This window comes from Novosphingobium album (ex Liu et al. 2023) (assembly GCF_029076845.1).
In the GTDB taxonomy this organism is placed as follows: domain Bacteria; phylum Pseudomonadota; class Alphaproteobacteria; order Sphingomonadales; family Sphingomonadaceae; genus Novosphingobium.
The window spans coordinates 201,599-222,170 of the sequence record NZ_JARESE010000062.1 but is presented as its reverse complement, the minus strand read 5'-3'; the positions used below and the strand labels follow the sequence as shown (position 1 = coordinate 222,170).

Below are 20,572 nucleotides of genomic sequence, written 5' to 3'. Positions count from 1 at the left end.
GGTCGCTGCCCATCGATGCTGGAACCATCCGGCCCGATGCGCGATTGTCGGATTCGAGATTGTCGGATTTGATGGGCACGGACGGTTCGGGCCTCCAGGGGATGGCATATTCAGAAGCTTATGCCCAAGTCAAAGGTCAAGCGCCGGCATGGTTCCATGCGCGGCGTGATCGGGGCAGGATTCCTTTCGCTGGCGCTCTGTGCCGTGCAGTCGCGCGCGCAGGAGGCCCCCGGTTCCCCGCCAGCCGATCCCGATGCGCTGGAGGCGGGCACGCTGCCGGTCCCGCCCTTGCCGCCGGGCGCGAATCTGCCGGCGGTGGACCCCGTCATTCCCGACAGCGAGTTCAACGCGGCAATTCCCCCGCTCGATGCGAATGATGATGCGGAACTGGATCGCCCGCTCGAATCGATCACCGATTTCGAACGGCGCCTTGCCGCCGATCAGGCCGGAGTCGCGCCGACCGAGGGGCAGGCCGCCCCGCTCGGCGATCCCGCGCTGGCCGATGGCGATGCCACCGAGGAAGTGGGCGACGCGCCCGTGCGCGATGCGGAATTGACCGCGCCGCTGCCGTCGATCGACCAGTTCGAAGTCGCCCCGGTCCAGTTCGCCGAAGATGCGTCGGACGAGCAGAAAGACGCCGAAGTCGCCTATCGCACGCAGATCGACGGCCTCGATCTGGCCGACAAGGAGACCGATGCCGGCCTCAAGAGCCAGTTCAACAGCCTTTCCGCGCTGAAATCGGGCGACGGCAAGGCGGCGAACGTGGCGATGGTCTCGGCGCGACTGAACGAGGACAGCGAACTGGTGCGCAATGTCCTGGCGTCCGAAGGCTGGTTCGATCCGGTGGTGCGCGCGCGGATCGACCGTTCCGCCGTGGCCGATGGCCCGCCGCTTACCGCGGTGATCGCCGTCACGCCGGGCAAGCGCTATGCGCTGGCCGGTATCGTCGTCCAGGCCGACCCGACCGACCCGCCGGGGCTGATCGCCGACAATCTGGCGCTCAAGGTGGGGGAGCCGATCGTCGCCCCGCGCATCCAGGGGGCAGAGGCGCAAGTGGCGCTGGCGCTGCCGCAAAACGGCTATCCTTTCGCCGAAGTGGGCCAGCGGGACATCCTGCTCGATCGCGATACCGGCGGCGGCGTCTATACCCTGCCGGTCACGGTCGGGCCCAAGGCGCGCTACGGCGGTTTCGAGACCGAGGGCAATCTGGCCTTCGATGCCCGGCACGTCGCCGTGCTGGCGCGCTTCGATCGCGGCGAGCTTTACGACAGCCGCGAGATCGACGATCTGCGCAAGGCGCTGGTCGCCACCGGGCTGTTCTCGACGATCTCGGTCGAGCCCCGGCGCACGGGTCAGCCGGCGGGCGACGGGACCGAATACGTCACGGTCCACGTCAACCAGAACGCCGGGCCGCCGCGCACCATCGCGGGCAGCGCCGGCTATGCCGCCGGGCAGGGCTTCACGCTGGAAGGCACCTGGACGCACCGCAACATGTTCCCGCCCGAAGGCGCGCTGATCGCCCACGGCATCGCGGGCACGCAGGAACAGGGCGCGGGCGTGACGTTCCGCCGATCCAACGCGGGCCGGCGCGATCGCACGTTCGAGGTGGTGGCCGAGGCGCTGCACAGCAATTACGATGCCTACAGCGCCTATACCGGGCGCCTTGCCGCGCGGATCAGCCGCGATTCGACGCCGATCTGGCAGAAGCGGTGGACTTATGCCTATGGCGTGCAACTGCTGGGCACGGCGGAGAAGGACTATGACTTCACCCGCGCCGCGCGCAACCGCCGCACGTTCTACATCGGCGGGCTGACCGGCCAGCTCGGCTATGACCGGACCGACGATCTGCTCGATCCCACCCGCGGCTTCCGCCTGACCGCGCTGGTCGAGCCCGAAGGATCGCTGGGCGACGGGTTCAATCCTTATGTCCGCGCGCGGATCGATGCCTCGGGCTATTATCCGGTGGGCGATAGCCTGGTGCTGGCCGGCCGCGTGCGCTTCGGCACGATCCAGGGCGCGAGCCGGTTCGATATCGCGCCTTCGCGGCGGTTCTATTCGGGCGGCGGCGGTTCGGTGCGCGGCTTCGGCTATCAGAAGCTGGGGCCGCTCGATCCCAACGGCGATCCGATCGGCGGGCGCAGCCTGAACGAGGCGGCGGCCGAAGTGCGTTATCGCTTCGGCAATTTCGGCGTGGTCGGCTTCGTCGATGCCGGCCAGTCCTATGCCGCGACGATGCCGCGCTTCACCGATCTGCGTTACGGCGTGGGCATCGGCGGGCGCTTCTACACCAATTTCGGCCCGCTGCGCGTCGATGTGGCGACGCCGATCGACCGGCGGCCGGGCGAGGCGCGGTTCAATCTCTACGTCTCGATCGGGCAGGCGTTCTGATGGCCGGGGACGAACCTGAGGCGATGGCGCCCGAAACGCCGGCCGTGCCGGAGGCGGAGGGCGAAGCGCCGGCGCGCCGCGGCGGCTGGGGCGTGCGGCTGGCCAAGACCGCGGTGGCGATCGTGCTGGGGCTGGTGGCGCTGGTGATCGCGGTGATCTTCGGCATCGACACCGGGCCGGGGCACCGCTTCGTGGCCGACCAGATCGCCGCGCTCGAATTCGAGAACGGGATGAAGATTGGCGTCGGGCGGATCGAAGGCTCGCTCTATGGCGCGATGACGCTGCATGACCTGTCGATCCGCGATCCCAGGGGCGAATTCCTGTTCGCGCCCGAGGTCCATGTCGATTGGCGCCCCTTCGCCTACCTGTCGAACCACGTCGATGTGCGTTCGGCCACGGCCGGGCGCATGATCCTGCGGCGCGTGCCGCAATTCCGCCCGACGCCGCCGAGCGACGCGCCGCTGCTGCCCGATCTCGATATCGACATCGGCCGCCTGAAAGTGACGCGCTTCATCGCCGAGCCGCCGGTTTCGGGCGAGCGGCGCATTGCCACGATCGACGGCAAGGCGCATATCGCCGATGGCCGCGCCCAGATCGAGGCGAGCGGCGGCGCGATCGCGGCGCGGGGACTGGCCGGCGGCGATCGCTTCCGGGTGAAGCTGGATGCGGTGCCGGACCGGAACCGGCTGGATATCGACCTTGATCTCAACGCGCCGCGTGGCGGGCTGATCGCCGCGCTGGCCGGCCTGGACCAGCCGCTGGCGATGAAAGTCAGCGGCAAGGGCGACTGGGCGGCGTGGAACGGCCAGCTGGCCGCCGATCTGGGCGGCGGCGAGTTCGCCCGGCTGGCGCTGAGCGCGCGCGACGGCACGTTCGCCATCAAGGGCCCGACCCGGATCGCGCGCCTGTTTACCGGGCCGACCGCCAGCCTGCTGGGCCCGGTCACGCAGCTCGATCTCACGGCCGCGCTGGCCGATCGCCGCGCGACGCTTTCGGGCCAGGTGGCCAGCGATGCCTTCACGCTTACGCCGCAGGGCGTGGTCGATCTGTCGGACAACAGCTTCGCGGACCTGAAGCTTGCCTTCGTCCTGCTCAAGCCTTCGGCGCTGGCCGAGAACCTCAGCGGCGCCGGGCTGCGCGCGCTGCTGACGCTGGATGGCGCCTTCGTCACGCCCCGGGTGCGCTACGCGATCAACGCCAACCGCATCGTGATGAACGACATGGGGCTGGAGCAATTTTCCGCGACCGGCGCGGCGCGCGTCGATGCCGACAAGATCATGATCCCGGTGACGGCGCGGGCGGCGCGCATCACCGGGCTCGACACGGTGGCGGGCGGCGCGCTGGCCAATGTCCGGCTCGACGGCGATCTGGCGATCGACGGGCCGCGCGTGCTTTCCGACAACATGCGCATCCGGTCGGATCGCATCGATGCCAGGGTCATCCTCCTGGCCGACATGAGCAAGGGGCTCTACACCGGCGCGATCAACGGGCGGATCGACGCTTACCGGCTGGAAAGCGTCGGCATCCTCAATATCGAAACCGATGTCGACCTGAAGAGCGAGGCCCGTGGCTTCGCGCTGGAAGGCACGGTCAAGGCGCGGTCGACCCGGCTGATCAACGAAAGCCTGCGGACTTATCTGGGCGGCAATTTCGCCGCTTCCTCGCGCGTGCGCTATGGCTCGGACGGGATGGTGCGGTTTTCCGCGCTGCGGCTGGAAGCGCCCGATCTGCGCATCCTGGGCGGGCAGGGCAGCTATGCGCCCGACGGACGGATCACGCTGGCCGCCGACGGCACTTCGCGGCGCTATGGCCGGATCGGCGTGCGCGTGGCCGGCACGATCGCCGACCCCAACGCGCATGTCACCGCCGAGCGGCCCGATCTGGGCATCGGCCTGGCCAATCTCGACGCGCGGATCGACGGCGTGCGCGGCGGCTATCGCCTCGATCTGACCGGCGACACCGATTACGGCCCGCTCAAGGCCGATGTCACGCTGGGCATGGGCAAGGCGCTTTCGCTGCAGATCAACAGCGGGAACCTGTCGGGCGTCGATTTCGCCGGCCATCTCACCCAGACCGCCGCCGGGCCGTTCACGGGTGAGCTGACCGCCAATGGCAACGGCATGGGCGGGCTGGTGCGGCTCGGCGCCGAAGGACGCTACCAGACGGCCGATTTCAATATCCGCGCGCGCGGCACCGCGTTTGCCGGGCCGGCCAACCTGACGATCGGCTCGGCCATCATAGACGGGCGCGCGGTGCTCTATGACCAGCCGCTGGTGATCGCCGACGCGCAGCTGGCCGGCAGCCATTACGGCAGCTTCGATATCGCGGCCGCGCGCGTGCTGATCGATTACCGCAATGGCCGGGGCCACGCCAAGGGCCTGATCGAAGGGTCCAGCGGCGTGCCGTTCCGCATGAGCCTCAATGCCGATCTCCAGCCGCAGCTCTGGCGCGTGGCGCTGGCCGGGCGGGTGCGCGGGCTCGACGTGAAGACCTTGAGCCCGGCGCGGATCGTGCCGAAGGACGGGACTTACGAGCTGCTGCCCACCTCGATCACGTTCGGTGGCGGCAACGTCCGGCTGGCGGGGCGCTTTGGCGCGGGGATGAAGCTGCAGAGCCGGCTGGAAAACGTCGACATGGCGCTGGTCAATGCCTTCATGCCGGGGCTGGGCCTGGGCGGCAGCGCCAGCGGCAGCCTCGATTTCGAGCAGGCCGATGCCGCGGCCTTCCCGCGCGCCGATGCCCGGCTGCACCTGGGCAACTTCACGCGCACCACCGCGACGCTGGTGAGCCAGCCGGTCGACGTCAATTTCGTCGGCAAGCTGCTGCCCGATGGTGGCGAGGCGCGCGCGGTGATCCGCCGGCGCGGCACCGTGATCGGCCGGCTGGTCGCTTCGCTGCGGCCCTTGCCGCCGGGATCGGGGCCGTGGAGAGAACGGCTGATGAGCGCGCCGCTGGGCGGCGGCATCCGCTATAACGGCCCGGCCGATACGCTGTTCTCCTTCGCCGGCCAGCCCGACCAGCGGCTGGGCGGGCCGGTGGGCCTGGCCGCCGATTTCTCGTGCCGGGTGGCCGATCCGTGCCTTGCCGGCGTCGTGCGCGGCAAGGGCATGACTTACGAGAACCTGACATACGGCACGAAGCTGACCGCCATGGACGTGTCCGGCCGGTTCGACGGCAACCGGCTGGAACTGGAACGGCTGACCGCCAATGCGGGCAGCGGCACCATTACGGCCAGCGGTTCGGTCAGCCTTGCCGCCGAAGCGGGCTATCCGATGGACGTTGCCGTCACGCTCGAAAAGGCGCGGCTGGCGCGGGGCGAGGCGCTTTCGGCCAGCGCCACCGGCCAGTTGCGCCTGACCAAGCGCGTTGGCGAGACCGCGCTGCTTTCCGGCCGGCTGCGCCTGCCCGAAACGCGCTACCAGATCGTGCGCGAAGGCGCTGCGCAAGTGCCGCAACTGACCGGCGTGCGCTTCAAGCCGGCCACCGGCCCGCAACGCGTGACGGGCGATGAAGTGGCCCGGCCGCTGCCCGGCGCCTTCTCGCTGATCCGGCTGGATATCGAGCTGGTCGCGCCGGAAAAGCTGTATGTCTCGGGCATGGGGCTGGAATCGGAATGGCGCGCGGACTTCACCGTCAAGGGCACCAGCACCGCGCCGGTGCTGGCGGGTGAGGTGGAGCTGGTCCGGGGCACGCTGGGCTTCGCGGGCCGCTCGTTCGAGCTGACAGAGGGCCAGATCGGCTTCACCGGCGGCGCCACGATCGACCCGACCGTGCGGCTGGTCGCCACCGAGGATGTCGAGGACGTGACGGTCAACGTCAATGTCGGCGGGCGGGCGACCAATCCCGAGATCACCTTCTCCTCGGTGCCGGGGCTGCCGCAGGACGAGATTCTCTCGCGCATTCTGTTCGGCAACTCGATTGCCAACCTGTCGGCGATCCAGGCGGTGCAGCTTGCCGCCTCGCTCAATTCGCTGCGTGCCACCGGGGGCGGGCTCAACCCGCTCGGCAAGTTGCGCTCGGCGACGGGGATCGACCGGCTGCGCATCCTCAGCCCGGATGAGCAGGCGGGCCGTGGCACCGCGCTGGCCGCCGGGCAGTACATCACTGACGACATCTATGTGGAGCTTATCACCGATACGCGCGGTTTCACCGCCACGCAGCTTGAAGTGGCGATCACCAAGTGGCTTTCGGTGCTGAGCCAGGCGGGCGGATCGGGCGTCAACAGCGTCAACGTGCGGATCAAGAAGAACTACTGATGCGCGCCGCGATGCTGATCCCCGCCTTGTGCCTGCTCGCCGCCTGCAACCGGGAAAAGAGCTTCGACGAACGGTTCGAGGCGGCGCGCCGGCAAGTGGATGCCACGTCCGGCCGGATCGACGCGGACCTGAAAGCCAGGGCCAGCGCGGCGGCCGAGGCGTCCGATCCGGCGCCCCCGGCAAGCGAGGGGCCGGTCATCTAGCATTCAGGCGATGGTATCGCTGGCAAACCCGGCCGCGGGGGGCTGGCAAATGGGAGGGGGATCGCCGCGCAGCGGTGGTGGAGGGGTGTCACCGCTGGCGGGAACGCCCGACCGTCAGCGCTACGCGCTGCCACCTTCCCGACAAGACGAGGAATGTCCCGTTCTCCCGATGGGAAACGACGCCATCGCAGGATTTGCGGACCGCGCCCCCGGCCTTCCACCTTGACGCGCGCGGCGTGGCGGGGGCAAGCCGATAGCCATGGTTGAAGGAACCCCCGGGATGGACGCTGTCGCCACTCGCAACACGCTCGCCCGGCGCGAATGGCTGCTGCGCACGCTGGCGGAACTGCGCACGCTTTCGCCGCGCGCCAGTGCCATGCCCGCTTACCCGACCATCACCGCGCAGGATTTCCTTGACCGTCACTATGCGGTCAACCGGCCGGCCTTGCTGCGCGGCGAGGTGGCCGGCTGGCCGGCGCTGCGCCTGTGGACGCCCGAATACCTGAAGGCCAGGATCGGCGCCGCCGAGATCGAATTCCAGGGCGGGCGCGGCGCGAACGAGAACTATGAACGGTTCAAGCAGCGGCACCGCCGCCGCCTGCCGTTCGATCAGTTCATCGACCTGATCACGGGCAAAGGGGTGGACAACGACGCCTATGTCACCGCCTACAACAACCGGAACAACATCGCCGCGCTGCAGCCGCTGCACGCGGACCTGGGCTTCATCGACCACTTGCTCACCCGCGATGTCGAGCATCCGCACGGCATGATGTGGATCGGCCCGGCCGGCACCTTCACGCCCTTGCACCATGACCTGACCAACAACCTGCTGGTCCAGATCACCGGCAGCAAGCGGGTGCTGATGGTCGCGCCCGAGGAGGGGCCAAGGCTCTATAACGATCATCACGTCTTCAGCCAGGTGCGCGATATCGAGCATGTGGACCTCAAGCGGTTTCCCGGCATGGCCAACCTGCACGCCATGCGGTTCGACCTGAAGGCGGGCGAGGCGCTGTTCATCCCGATCGGCTGGTGGCACCAGGTCACGGCACACGATTTCAGCGTCTCGATCACTTATACCAACTTCCGCTGGCGCAACGATTTCCACGTCGGTTTCCCGATGAAATAGCCGTGGGGCAAACGGCTGCGGCAGCGGCCACAAGCGATTTGCCGGAATTACCCGGACGGCGGCCGCTGCCGGCCCCGTCGATCAAGGAGTCACACAGGGTGTCGAACGATCTCTATTCGCGGTTCGCGCAAAGCTTCGCGCGCCATGCCGACCGGGTCTTCATCGAGGATGCGGGCCGCGACTGGACCTATCGGGACATCGCCCGGGCCGCCGGCCGGCTGGCGGGCCGGCTGATCGCGCTCGGCGCCGCGTCGGGCGAGCGGGTGCTGGTGCAGACCGACAAGTCGGTGGAAACGCTGATCCTCTACATTGCCACCGTGCGCTGCGGCGCGGTCTATCTGCCGCTCAATGTCGATTATACCGAGGCGGAACTGGCCTATTTCGTCGGCGATGCAACGCCGGTGCTGGCGGTCTGCCGCGAGCGGAGCCTTGACCTGTTCGGCCGGATCGGCGGCAAGGGGCTGGCCATCCGCACGCTCGACCAGCTCTTCGCCGATCTGCCGGAGGAAGAAGCCGCGCCGGTTGCGCGCGCGCCGGATGACATCGCGGCGATCCTCTATACCTCGGGCACCACCGGCAAGCCCAAGGGCGCGATGCTGACCCATGCCAATCTCGTCTCGAACGGCGAAGTGCTGATCGACCTGTGGCGCTTCACGCCCGAGGACCGGCTGATCCATGCCTTGCCGATCTTCCATGTCCATGGCCTGTTCGTCGCCATGCACTGCGCGCTGTTTTCGGGCGCGACGGTGATCTTCATGGGCAAGTTCGATGCCGCCGCCGTGATCCGCGCCATGGCCGGGGCGACCGTGCTGATGGGCGTGCCGACGTTCTACATCCGCCTACTGGCCGATCCCGCCTTCACGCGCGAGGCGGGGGCGAACATGCGGCTGTTCGTTTCGGGATCGGCCCCGCTTTCGGCCGATATCCACCGCGCTTTCGAGGACCGCACCGGCCACCGCGTGCTGGAACGCTATGGCATGACCGAGACCGGGATGATCACGTCCAACCCCTATGACGGCGAACGGCGCGCCGGCTTCGTCGGCCCGCCGCTGCCCGGTGTCTTGCTGCGCATCGCCGAGTTCGAGACGGGCCGGGTGCTGCAGCAAGGCGAAGTCGGCATCGTCGAGGTCAAGGGACCGAACGTGTTCAAGGGCTATTGGCGGATGCCCGAAAAGACCGCGGCCGAGTTCCGCCCCGACGGCTATTTCATCACCGGCGACATGGGCTTTATCGACACCGACGGTTCGGTGCAGCTTGTCGGCCGCGAGAAGGATCTCATCATCACCGGCGGGCTCAACGTCTATCCGGCCGAAGTCGAGGCGCTGCTCGATGATCGGCCCGACGTGGCCGAGGCGGCGGTGATCGGCGTGCCGCATCCCGATTTCGGCGAGGCGGTGGTCGCCGTGGTGCAGCCGGCCGGGGCGTTTGACGCCGAAGCGGTGCGCGTCGAAATGCGCCGCGATCTGGCCGCCTTCAAGGTGCCCAAGACGATCCTGACGCTGGACGAATTGCCGCGCAACACCATGGGCAAGATCCAGAAGAAGCTGCTGCGCGAACGCTATGCCGATCTGTTCGCGGGTGTTGCCGGCGCTTGATTCTTAGGGGTTGTTTGTAGGATGGAATCTGTGGGGAAATGCGCCTCACGGCGCATGGCCGCTAAGAAATGCGCTCTTCCGCGCATTTCCCAACAGACTCCCTTTCCAGCCAACCTCCTAAACCGCCGGCCGCAAATGCGTCGCTTCGTCATGGTGGTGATCGGCGATGCCGTGCTGGTGGTCGGTGCTGGCGGCCAGCAGGTTGAGCGCGCCGAATTTGACGCCACGTTCGCCGCGCACCTGGTTGGCGAAGGAGTGGACCGCGGCGGTGGCCCCTTTCAGGATCACGCTTTCCATCGAATGGAAATGATCGAGCCGCACCACCGTGCTCGCGGCCACAAGGTCATGGTGGGCATGTTGCAGCTCGGCCAGCCGCTGGGGCAGGGCGCGGACGCGGTGATCGACGATATAGGAGAGGTTGGCCACGCACAGGTCGCCGGGGTTGTCCTCGGCCCGCCAGTGCTCCAGCCCTTCGCGCACCAGATCGCGCACCGCTTCGGACCGGCTGGCATAGCTGCGCGCGCTGACTTGCCGGTCCAGCGACTGGCCGAGCTGATCGTCGATGGAAATGGTGATTCGCTGCATGGGACGCGATCATAGCAGATGCCGGCCGCCGCATGGGGCATTCGACGTAGGGACGCGGCACTGCCAGCCGGTATGAAGAATAGGAAATTTCTTCATACCGGAGGCATCCATGAGTATCGCCGCGCATCGCATCGCCCTGATGGCCGGGCTCGTGACGGCGCCGGTGCTTGCCGGCCCCGCCCATGCGCAATCCGCGCCGGGCCAATCCGCATCGGGCCCATCCGTATCGAGTGAGGAGAGGCCGGCCGACGAGATCATCGTCTATGGCCGCGCGCTGCCGCAGATCGGCGAAGCGCTATCGGGCTCGCAAGGGATCGTGGGCTTTCGCGATTTCGCCAACCGGCCGCTCTCGCGCGTGGGCGAGCTGGTGGAGAACGTGCCCGGCGTGATCGCCACGCAGCATTCGGGCACGGGCAAGGCCAACCAGTATTTCCTGCGCGGCTTCAATCTCGATCATGGCACCGATTTCGCCGGCTTCGTCGATGGCGTGCCGACGAACATGCGCACGCATGGCCATGGCCAGGGCTATCTCGATCTCAACTTCCTGATCCCCGAACTGGTCGAGCGGATCGATTATCGCAAGGGCCCCTATTTCGCCGACGTGGGGGACTTTTCCGCCGCCGGTACGGTCGCATTCACCACCGCGCGAACGGTGCCGCGCCCGATCGTGGAACTGACCCTGGGCAGCTATGGCTATTATCGCGCGCTGGCGGCGGGAAGCGCCGCGCTGGGCGGCAAGGATCTTCTCGTCGCGCTGGACGGCACGCTGTCGAATGGCCCCTGGGCGCTGGACGAGGATCTCCACAAGATCAACGCGCTGGCCAAGCTGTCCAGCGGCAGCGCGCAGGAGGGCTGGAGCCTGTCGTTCAGCGCCTATCATGCCGACTGGAACGCGACCGACCAGGTGCCCCGCCGCGCGATCGCCAGTGGCCTGATCGGCCGTTTCGGCAATATCGACCCTTATCTGGGCGGGCGCACCACCCGGCTGGGGCTGACGCTGAACGGCGCCGGCGGCGGGACGGATTGGACCGCCTATGCGACGTACTACGATTTTCGCCTGACTTCGAACTTCACCTATTTCCTCGAAGACCCGGTCCATAGCGACGAGTTCCAGCAACGTGACCGGCGCGGCGTGTTCGGCGCGCGCCTGCGCCACCGCGCCGATGCCATGCTGGCCGGGCTGCCGCTGGCGATCACGCTGGGCGCCGATGCCCGCTATGATCGCATCGGCAAGGTCGGCCTCTATCACAGCCTGCGCGGCACGCGGACGAACGCGGTGCGCGAGGATCGGGTGGACGAATACAGCGGCGCCCTGTTCGGCCAGGCCGAGCTGGCGCTGAGCCCGCGCCTGCGCCTGATGCTGGGCCTGCGCGGCGATCTTTACGGCTATGACGTGGACGCCGATAACGCCGCCAATTCCGGCAACGGCGCGGACGCGCTGCTGGCGCCCAAGGCGGCGCTTGCCTGGCGGCCGGCCGATCCTGTCGAGCTTTACGCCAATTACGGCGAGAGCTTTCATTCCAACGACGTGCGCGGCGCGACCATCCGTGTCGATCCGGTGACGGGCGATCCGGCCGACCGGGTAGGCGTGCTGGTGCGCGCGCGCGGTGGCGAACTGGGCGGACGCGTCGAGTTCGGCCGCTTCACCGCCTCGCTGGTGGGCTATTACCTGACGCTGGGATCGGAGCTGGTCTTCGTGGGCGATGGCGGATCGACCGAGCCCAACGCGGCCTCGCGCCGCCATGGCGGCGAGGCGACGCTGTTCTGGCGGCCGTTTCCCTGGCTGGCGCTCGATGCCTCGGGCGCGCTCACGCACACGCGCTTTCGCGGCGTGCCTGCCGGCGAGGATCGCATCCCCAACGCGGTGAGCGAAGTCCTTTCCGCCGGGGCCAGCCTCGATTTCGCCTCCGGCCTTTCCGCCAGCCTGCGCTTGCGCCACTTCGGCGGCGCGCCGCTGATCGAGGATGGCAGCGCCCGCTCGCAGCCGACCACGCTGGTCAACCTGGGCGCCTATTACACGCGGGGCGCCGCGCGGCTGGGCGTGGACATGCTCAATCTTTTCGATGCCAGGGACGCCGACATCACCTATTTTTATGCCTCGCGGCTGCCCGGCGAACCGGCCGGCGGCGTGGAGGATCGCCACCTCCACCCGGTGGAGCCGCGCCAGGTGCGCGTGTCGCTAAGGTATGCGTTCTAGTTGGGGGTATGCGTAAAAGAAAATAGGCTTGCGCCGGCGGTCCATGGGGTATCTCGCGTATTACGAATCGTGCGGCATCCGCGTGTAGAGGCGTCGGCGGATTCTGGCAGGCACATTCCGGCAGGCATTCCGGCAGGCAAGGGGTCGATGAGGGATAAACAGGCAGTGCTTGTGCAAAGGGCTCATGCGCAGGCACCAGATGGTTCGCGCGCGTTCACGTTCGCTCGGCCGCGGGGCACCTTGCGGTCGGCCGCCGGCTGGACGCTGCGTGTGTTTGCCGCCGCCGTGCTGACGGTGTCGCTGGCCGCCTGCAAGTCCGAGGAGAAGAAGCCCAAGCGCCCGCCGCCCATGGTCGCGGCCGCGCCGGTGGTCTCGCACGAATTCATCGAGACGATCGAGGCGGTCGGCACCGCGCGCGCCAATGAGCAGGTGACGATCGCCGCGCCCGTGACCGAGCGGCTCGATCGCGTGCTGTTCGATGACGGCATGGCCGTTTCGCGCGGGCAATTGCTGGCCGTGCTGTCGCAAGGGCAGCAGACGGCGGCGCTGAACGGCGCGCTCGCGGCCGAACGGCAGGCCAGCACGCAGTACGATCGCATCAAGAGCATCTACGATCGCGGCTTCGCCACGCGCGCCCAGCTCGACTTGCAGCTCGCCGCCGCCGAACAGGCGCGCGCCACCGCCGAGGAAGCGCGCGCGGAAATCGCCGACCGCATGATCCGCGCCCCGTTCGCGGGCTATACCAGCCTCAGGACGATCTCGGCCGGCGCCATCGTTTCGGCCGGCACGCCGATCGTTACCGTCAGCGACCTGTCGCGCATCAAGATCGATTTCACCGTGCCCGAAGCCAGCCTGTCGGCGCTGCGCGTGGGGCAGGAGATCGAGGCGGTGGCCGCCGCTTTCCCCGACCAGCCGTTCCACGGGCACATCGCCAATATCGACCCGGTGATCGATCCCGAAAGCCGCGCCGTGCTGGTGCGCGCGCTGGTGCCCAATCCGGGCGCGCGGATCAAGCCGGGTATGCTGCTGTCGGTGCGGGTGCGCACCGCCCGGCGGACCGGCGACGCGGTGCCCGAACTGGCGGTGCTGGGCAACCGCGATGAGCGCCACGTCTTCGTGCTGGGCCCCAAGCACACGGTGAAGCAGGTCGAAGTGAAGACGGGCCTGCGCGACGGCGGGCTGATCGAGGTCACGGGCCTGACGCCCGGCATGAAAGTGATCGGCGAAGGCGCGCTCAAGGTGGCCGATGGCGACAAGGTGCGCCTCACCGGCGAAAAGGACGAGAAGGACAAGGGCGAGAAGGACAAGCACGCGCGGCCCGGCGGGTCGACCGCCAAGCAGGCGGCGGCGCGCTAGCCCGTGTTTCTTTCCGACATCTCGGTGCGCCGGCCGATCGTGGCCGTGGTCATGGCCCTGCTGCTGACCATTGCCGGGGTGATCGGCTATCTCCAGCTTTCCGTGCGGGAATTTCCCGCCACCGATCCGCCCGTCATCTCGATCCAGACAACTTATACCGGCGCCAGCGCCAGCGTGATCGAAAGCCGCATCACCCAGCCGCTGGAAGATCGCCTGGCCGGGATCGAGGGGATCGAGACGATCGCCTCGCAATCGAGCGACGGGCGTTCCAGCATCACGGTCGAATTCCGGCCCGGCCGCGATATCGACGCGGCCGCCAACGACGTGCGCGACCGGGTCGCGGCCGGCGCCGCCGATCGCCCGGACGACGCGCAGCCGCCGCAAGTGCGCAAGACCGATACCGATGCGCAGCCGATCATCTATTTCTTCGTCAGCGCGCCGGCCTGGGACCGGATCAAGCTGGGCGAATATGTCGAGCGCACGCTGGTGGACCGGCTCGCCTCGCTTGATGGCGTCGCCGATGTCACGACGATTGGCCTCGCGCGCCCGGCGATGCGGATCTGGCTCGATCCCGGCCGGCTCGCCGCGTTCCGCCTGACGCCGCGCGATATCGAGAACGCGCTGCGCAGCCAGAACGTGGAACTGCCCGCCGGGCGCATCGAATCGGTGCAGCAGAACCTGTCGCTCAGGGTCAATCGCGGCTTCACCACCCCGGCTGATTTCCGCACTCTGGTGATCGGGCGCGGGCCTGACGGCTATCTCGTCCGGTTGGGCGATGTCGCCCGCATCCAGGAAGAGGCGGAAAACCCCTACAGCCGCTTCCACTTCAATGGCGAGGACGGCGTGGGCCTCGCCGTCGTGCGCCAGTCGGGCGCCAATACGCTGGCCGTGGCCCAGGCGGCCAAGGCGGAAGTGCGCGAAATGGCCAAGACCCTGCCCGAAGGCATGGTAATCCGGCAGGGCAGCGACAATTCGCTTTATATCGAGGAAGCGATCAAGGGCGTGTGGCACACGCTGGCCGAGGCGGCGGTGCTGGTCACGGTGGTGATCTTCCTGTTCCTGGGAAGCTGGCGGGCCACGCTGATCCCGGCGATCACGGTGCCGATCTGCCTGCTCACCACCTGTTCGGTGCTGTGGCTGCTGGGCTATTCGATCAACCTGCTGACGTTGCTGGCGCTGGTGCTGGCCATCGGCCTGGTGGTGGATGACGCGATCGTCGTGCTGGAAAACGTCCATCGCCGGATCGAGGAGGGTGAGCCGCCCTTGCTGGCCGCGTTCAACGGCGCGCGCGAAGTGGGCTTTGCCGTGCTCGTCACCACGCTGGTGGTCTGCGCCGTGTTCGTGCCGGTGATGTTCCTTTCGGGCGAGACCGGGCTGATGTTCCGCGAGCCGGCGGTGACGCTGGTCGTCGCGGTGGGCATATCGGGCTTTCTCGCGCTCACGCTGGCGCCGATGCTGTGCTCGCGGCTGCTGCGCGAGCATGAGCCGAGCCGGCTGTCGCACGCGATCGACCGGCTGTTCGACAAAGTCATGGCCGGCTATGCCGCCTCGCTCGACGTGGCGATGCGCCGCTGGCCGGTGGTGCTGGCCGGCGTCGCCGCGATCCTGGGATTTGCCGCATGGCAGTTCACCGGGCTGGAAAGCGAGCTGGCGCCGCCCGAGGACATGGGCGTGCTCAGCGTCCGCCTGACCGCGCCCGAAGGCACCGGCTTCGCCCAGCTCAGCCGCTACATGGTCGAAGCGGAAAACCTCGTGATCCCGATGATCGGCAAGGACGCGGTGCGCGGCCTGAACGCGCGCATTCCCGCCAACCAGGGGGAAAGCGAGGATTTCGACAGCGCCAACATGACGATCTACCTCAACCAGTGGGACGAGCGGGAGAAGTCTTCGCAGGATGTGGTGGGCGAGCTCAATCGCAAGCTCGGCACGCTGGCCGGGCTGCGCGGCAATGCCTCGGTGCGGTCGCCGATCGGCCGTTCGCGCGGGCAGCCGATCACGTTCGTGATCGCCGGCACCAGCTATGACGAACTGGCGCGCGCGCGTGACCGGATCCTGGATGCCGCCGCCGCCAATCCCGGCATCGTCAATCTCGATGCCGACTATATCGAGACCAAGCCGCAATTGCTGATCGAGGTGGATCGCAAGCGCGCCGGCGACCTGGGCATCTCGGTGGACGATATCAGCCAGGCCCTGCAGACCCTGATGGGATCGCGCCGCGTTTCCACTTACGTGCGCGATGGCGAGGAATTCCGCGTGATCGTGCAGGCCGACGAGGCCAATCGCAGCCGCGAGGACCAGCTCTCCTCGGTCTATGTCCGCGCGCGCGGCGGCGCGCTGGTGCCGCTGACCAATGTGATCTCGGTGCGCGAATCGGCCACCGCGAAAGAGCTGGGCCGGTTCAACAAGATGCGCGCGATCACGCTGCAGGGCGGGCTGGCCCCCGGCTATTCGCTGGGCAACGCGCTCGCCTTCCTCGAAGACCAGGCGCGCCAGTCGCCCGAAGTGCTGGCCGTGGGCTATCGCGGCGAAAGCCAGGCCTTCAAGCAGACCGGCAATTCGATCTGGCTGGTGTTCGGGCTTGCCGTGCTGATCATCTACCTGCTGCTGGCGGCGCAGTTCGAAAGCTTCATCCACCCCGCGATCATCATTTCGGCGGTGCCGCTGGCGGTGGCCGGCGGGATCATCGGGCTGGCGCTGACGGACATGACGATCAACCTCTACAGCCAGATCGGCACGGTCATGCTGGTGGGGCTCGCGGCCAAGAACGGCGTGCTCATCATCGAATTCGCCAACCAGCTGCGCGATCAGGGGCGGAGCGTGGAGGAGGCCTTGCGCGAAGCGGCGGTGCTGCGCCTGCGCCCGATCCTGATGACCTCGCTGGCGACGGTGGCGGGCGCGGTGCCGCTGGCCATGGCGACCGGGGCGGGCGCGGGCTCGCGCGCGTCCATCGGCGTGGTGATCGTCTTCGGCGTCACGCTGGCGACGGGCGTGACGCTGTACATCGTGCCGCTGCTCTATCGCTGGCTGGCGCCCTATACCACCTCGCCGCAGGCAACCAGCCGGCTCCTGCGCACGCTGATGCGGCGCAAGCCCCAGCCGGCGCCCGTTCCGGCGCCTGCTTCGACGGGCGTTGCCCATGGCGGCCCGGCGGCCGATCCGGCGGAATAAGGCGGCGGGCAGCGGCCCGGAAAGCTATTGCGCGATGATCCGCACCGCGAAAGCCGCGGCGGCGGCACGGGTTTCCACGCCCAGCTTCTCGAACACCTGCTCCAGATGCTTGTTCACCGTGCGCGGGCTGATCGACAGGATTTCGCTGATCACGCGGTTGGGCTTGCCATAGCTGATCCACAGCAGCACTTCGGCCTCGCGCTGGGTCAGCCCGAAATGCTGCTGCAGGCAGGCGATATCGGCCAGCGGGTCTATGTAGTTGACCCGGATCAGCAGTTCGCCCGGCCGCGACCGGCCGACGACGATCAGCTCCAGCGAGCGCCCGGCATCGACCTCGATCTTGGTGGTGGTGCCCGGCGCGGCATCCTCATGGAACAGCCGCGTGACCGGGCCGCGCAGGATCGGCGGCAGCGCGTGCTCGTGCCGCGACCATTCGGGATCGAACATCTGCAGCAGCTTCTCGGCCGTCGGCGTGCACCAGGCGACTTGCGCCTCGTCCACCACCGCGATCAGGCTGCGGCCGGTGACATCGAGCGCATAGTGGCTGCCACGGGTCTGGCGGGCATTGGCCATGTGCACGCGCACGCGCGCCAGCAGTTCCTCGACCACGATGGGCTTGCGCAAGTAGTCGACCCCGCCGGCATCGAGCGCGTGGACGACATGCTCACTTTCGGTCAGCCCGGTCATGAAGATGATCGGCACATGCGCGCCCGCCGGCATGGCCTTGATCGCCCGCGTCGTCTCGAACCCGTCAAGCCCCGGCATGACCGCGTCCATCAGCACGAGATCGGGCACGACATGTTCCAGCAATTGCAGCGCCGCCTCGCCGCTGGTGGCGATGAGCACAGAGATTCCGGCCGCTTCGAGCGTGTCGGTGAGGAACCGCAGCGATTCCTGCGTATCGTCGACGACAAGGACGGTGTCGCTGCGCGGCGGGGCGGGGTTCATCGGCTGGCCCTGACGGTCTTGAGAAGCATCTGGATATCGAAGCGGTCGAGCTGGTCGAGCAGCCGGGCGACCAGCGGCGCGGCTTCGGGCACGGCGTCTTCCAGCGCGCGGATGCCCGCCTCCATGCCGCGAACGTGGCCGATGATCGCCTTCTGCTCGATCTCGGCCAGGAACGGCGCGGCGCTGGCGGGAAGCGGGGGCAGTTCGGCCTGATCGCGCTGGGGCATGGCCGCTTCGGGATTTTCGCCGACCCAGCGGATCGAAAGCTGCTCGGCCACGACATCGAGCATGGCATCAAGCTCCACCGGCTTTTTCAGGAACATGTCGTGGTTGGCATGGCCATCGCCGCCCCGGCTGAATTCGTGCGCATTGGCCGATACCATCACGATCTTCACCGCCGGGCCCAGTTCCTTGCGCAAGTCATGGCACACGTCCCAGCCGGATTCGCCGGGCATCGAGATATCGAGCAGGATGATGTCGGGCCGTTCCCTGCTGGCGATCGCACGCCCGTCGCTGCCGTTGGAGGCTTCGAACACCTCGAAGTCGAGCGGTTGCAGCAAAGTGCGCACCATGCCGATCTGCGCCGGATCGTCATCGATCACCAGGACCTTGCGGCGTTCCCCCTCATAGCCGGTGATGCGCTCGACCGGGCTGATCTCCTGGCTGGGGCCGGTGACTTGCCCCAGCATCAGGCGTACGGTGAAGCGCGTGCCCTTGCCCGGCTCGCTTTCCACCGAAAGGTCGCCGCCCAGGATGCGGACCAGCGCCTGGGTGATCGCCAGGCCCAGCCCGACGCCCTTCTGGCGCTGCGCATCCGGGTTGCCACCGCGTTCGAACGGCTCGAACACGCGCGCCAGATCCTCCTGCGAGATGCCGATGCCAGTGTCGATCACTTCGAAGGTGGCCAGTTCGCTGCGGTAATGCACCTTGAACGTGACCGAGCCGGACTGGGTGAACTTGATCGCGTTCGACAGCAGGTTGATCAGGATCTGGCGCAGCCGCTTCTGGTCGGTACGCACGAAACCGGGCAGGCGCTTGGGGCGTTCGTATTCGAAGGCGATGCCCTTGGCCTGCGCCTGCGGGCGGAACATGTTGGCGATCTGATCGACGAAAGGCGGGAAGCGCACCGTCTCGCTCGATATGCGCAGCACGCCGCTTTCGACTTGCGAGATATCGAGCAGCCCTTCGACCAGATTGGTCAGGTGCTCGGAGCTTCTGCGGATGACCTTGGCCGCTTCCACCGGCGTCACGTCATGCCCGCGTTCGAGCAGTTGCGCATAGCCGTAGATCGAATTGAGCGGCGAGCGGATCTCGTGGCTGACGCTGACGAGATAGCGGCTCTTGGCCGAATTGGCCGCCTCCGCCGCTTCCTTGGCCTGTTGCAGCTCCACCTCGGTCTTGTTGTGGGCCTCGATCTCTTCGAGCAGGCGATGCACGTGGTGCTCGTTCTCCTGCATGGCCGAGCGCCGGCTGTGGTGCACCAGCACGATGATCCACGCGATCACCCCGCCGCACAGCGACAGCAGCAGGAACAGCCCGATCAGCACACCCGAAAGGCGCGGCGCGGCCGCCGGCATGGCCACTTCGACCTGCCAGGCAAGCGTGCCGACGATGGCGGCGATCGCGCTGAGGATCGCGATCATGACGAAGACGAAATGGCCCACCGGGGTATGGACGAAGCGCGCCGCCGCGTTGGGCAGCAGCCGTTCCAGCCAGCCGGCAAGCTGCTGCGTGGCGCGGCTGTCGCGCTTGCAGCGATCGTGGCAGCGCGCTTCCAGCGTGCAGCACAGCGAGCAGATCGGCGCCGCGTACATCGGGCAATGCGCCATGTCCGTCACCTGGAAGCTGTTCTCGCAGATGACGCAGGTCGCTTCCTCCACCCCCGCCGGCCAGTGCGAGCGCCGCGCGATGTAGTAGCGCCCATGCGTCAGCAGCGCGATGACGGGCGCGGCGGTGAAGGCGACGGCAAGCCCGATGACCGGCGCGAACGCTTGCGCCACGGGACCGAGCAGGCGGAAATGCGCGCAAGTCGCCGCCAGGATCGACAGCACCATGGCGCCGATGCCGACCGGGTTGAGATCGTTGAGATGCGCGCGCTTGAACTCGATCCCGCGCGGCGAGAGGTGCAGCGGCTTGGAGATCATCAGGTCCGCCGCCAGCGCGCCGATCCAGGCCGCCGCCACGGTGGCATAGAGGATCAGGATCTGCTCGATCACGGCGAAGATGCCGATTTCCATCAGCAGCAGCGCCAGCAGCACGTTGAACACCAGCCAGACGATGCGCCCCGGGTGGCTGTGCGTCAGCCGCGAGAAGAAGTTCGACCAGGCGATCGAGCCGGCATAGGCATTGGTGACGTTGATCTTGAGCTGGCAGACGATCACGAACAGCCCGGTCAGCACCAGCGAGAGCGCGGGCGACGCGGTCATCCGGGTGAAGATGGCGTGGAACAGCGCGGTCGGGCTCGAAGGATCGTCGGGCGCGGCGCCGCTGCTGACGAGGAACCAGGCGAGATAGGAGCCGAGCAGCAGCTTGACCCCGCCGATCAGGGTCCAGCCGGGCCCCCCCGCCAGCATCGCCGCCCACCAGCGCATTGCGCCGATGCGCGCGCGCGGGCAGGAAGCGCAGATAGTCCGCCTGCTCGCCGATCTGTGGCAGCAGCGAGAGCAGGGTGGAAAGGGCAAAGCCGAAAGACAGCAGGCTGACGCTGCCGTCGGCGGCGCCGAAGCGGCCGGCATAGTGCGACCACATCG

General features: G+C 67.9%; 11 protein-coding genes. 8 read left to right on the top strand and 3 right to left on the bottom strand.

The window, feature by feature from the left end:
- Positions 1-156 precede the first annotated feature (156 nt).
- The 5 genes from PYV00_RS18135 to PYV00_RS18115 all read left to right on the top strand — a co-directional run bounded on the left by PYV00_RS18135 (position 157) and on the right by PYV00_RS18115 (position 9,568).
- Positions 157-2,388, top strand: coding sequence for an autotransporter assembly complex protein TamA (locus PYV00_RS18135; RefSeq protein ID WP_275229694.1), 2,232 nt, complete (start codon positions 157-159; stop codon positions 2,386-2,388).
- Positions 2,388-6,644, top strand: coding sequence for a translocation/assembly module TamB domain-containing protein (locus PYV00_RS18130; protein ID WP_275229693.1), 4,257 nt, complete (start codon positions 2,388-2,390; stop codon positions 6,642-6,644). The genes PYV00_RS18135 and PYV00_RS18130 overlap by 1 nt, the downstream gene beginning before the upstream one ends.
- Entirely contained in the window at positions 6,644-6,847 is a 204-nt protein-coding gene (locus tag PYV00_RS18125) for a hypothetical protein (RefSeq protein WP_275229692.1), read from the top strand. Before PYV00_RS18130 ends, PYV00_RS18125 begins: the two co-directional genes overlap by 1 nt.
- Positions 6,848-7,127: 280 nt before the next feature.
- Positions 7,128-7,973 carry a cupin-like domain-containing protein gene (locus PYV00_RS18120; RefSeq protein ID WP_275229691.1) on the top strand — a complete coding sequence of 282 codons (846 nt, stop codon included), beginning with the start codon at positions 7,128-7,130 and terminating at the stop codon, positions 7,971-7,973.
- 98 nt (positions 7,974-8,071) lie between these two features.
- Positions 8,072-9,568, top strand: a complete 1,497-nt coding sequence (locus PYV00_RS18115; RefSeq protein ID WP_275229690.1) for an AMP-binding protein — start codon at positions 8,072-8,074, stop codon at positions 9,566-9,568.
- Between the two features lie 117 nt (positions 9,569-9,685).
- On the opposite strand, the gene nikR is transcribed toward PYV00_RS18115, so the two are convergent.
- On the bottom strand, positions 9,686-10,153 hold the full coding sequence (gene nikR, locus PYV00_RS18110) for a nickel-responsive transcriptional regulator NikR (RefSeq protein ID WP_275229689.1): 468 nt from the start codon (positions 10,151-10,153) through the stop codon (positions 9,686-9,688).
- A 109-nt stretch (positions 10,154-10,262) separates the two neighbouring features.
- Between nikR and PYV00_RS18105 the strand changes: the two genes are divergently transcribed.
- The 3 genes from PYV00_RS18105 (at position 10,263) to PYV00_RS18095 (ending at position 16,874) form a co-directional block, all read left to right on the top strand.
- Positions 10,263-12,350 carry a TonB-dependent receptor gene (locus PYV00_RS18105; protein ID WP_275229688.1) on the top strand — a complete coding sequence of 696 codons (2,088 nt, stop codon included), beginning with the start codon at positions 10,263-10,265 and terminating at the stop codon, positions 12,348-12,350.
- 240 nt (positions 12,351-12,590) lie between these two features.
- Positions 12,591-13,706, top strand: a complete 1,116-nt coding sequence (locus PYV00_RS18100) for an efflux RND transporter periplasmic adaptor subunit (RefSeq protein WP_275229687.1) — start codon at positions 12,591-12,593, stop codon at positions 13,704-13,706.
- A gap of 3 nt (positions 13,707-13,709) precedes the next feature.
- The gene (locus tag PYV00_RS18095) at positions 13,710-16,874 is read left to right on the top strand and encodes an efflux RND transporter permease subunit (RefSeq protein WP_275229686.1); all 3,165 of its coding nucleotides are present in this window, start codon (positions 13,710-13,712) and stop codon (positions 16,872-16,874) included.
- Between the two features lie 24 nt (positions 16,875-16,898).
- Here PYV00_RS18095 and PYV00_RS18090 read toward each other — a convergent pair whose 3' ends face one another.
- Positions 16,899-17,822 (bottom strand): response regulator transcription factor, encoded by a 924-nt coding sequence (locus PYV00_RS18090; protein WP_275229685.1) that lies wholly within the window; start codon positions 17,820-17,822, stop codon positions 16,899-16,901.
- Complete coding sequence (locus PYV00_RS18085) at positions 17,819-20,395, bottom strand: hybrid sensor histidine kinase/response regulator (RefSeq protein ID WP_342803825.1); 2,577 nt, start codon at positions 20,393-20,395, stop codon at positions 17,819-17,821. Before PYV00_RS18085 ends, PYV00_RS18090 begins: the two co-directional genes overlap by 4 nt.
- Positions 20,396-20,572: the final 177 nt, after the last annotated feature.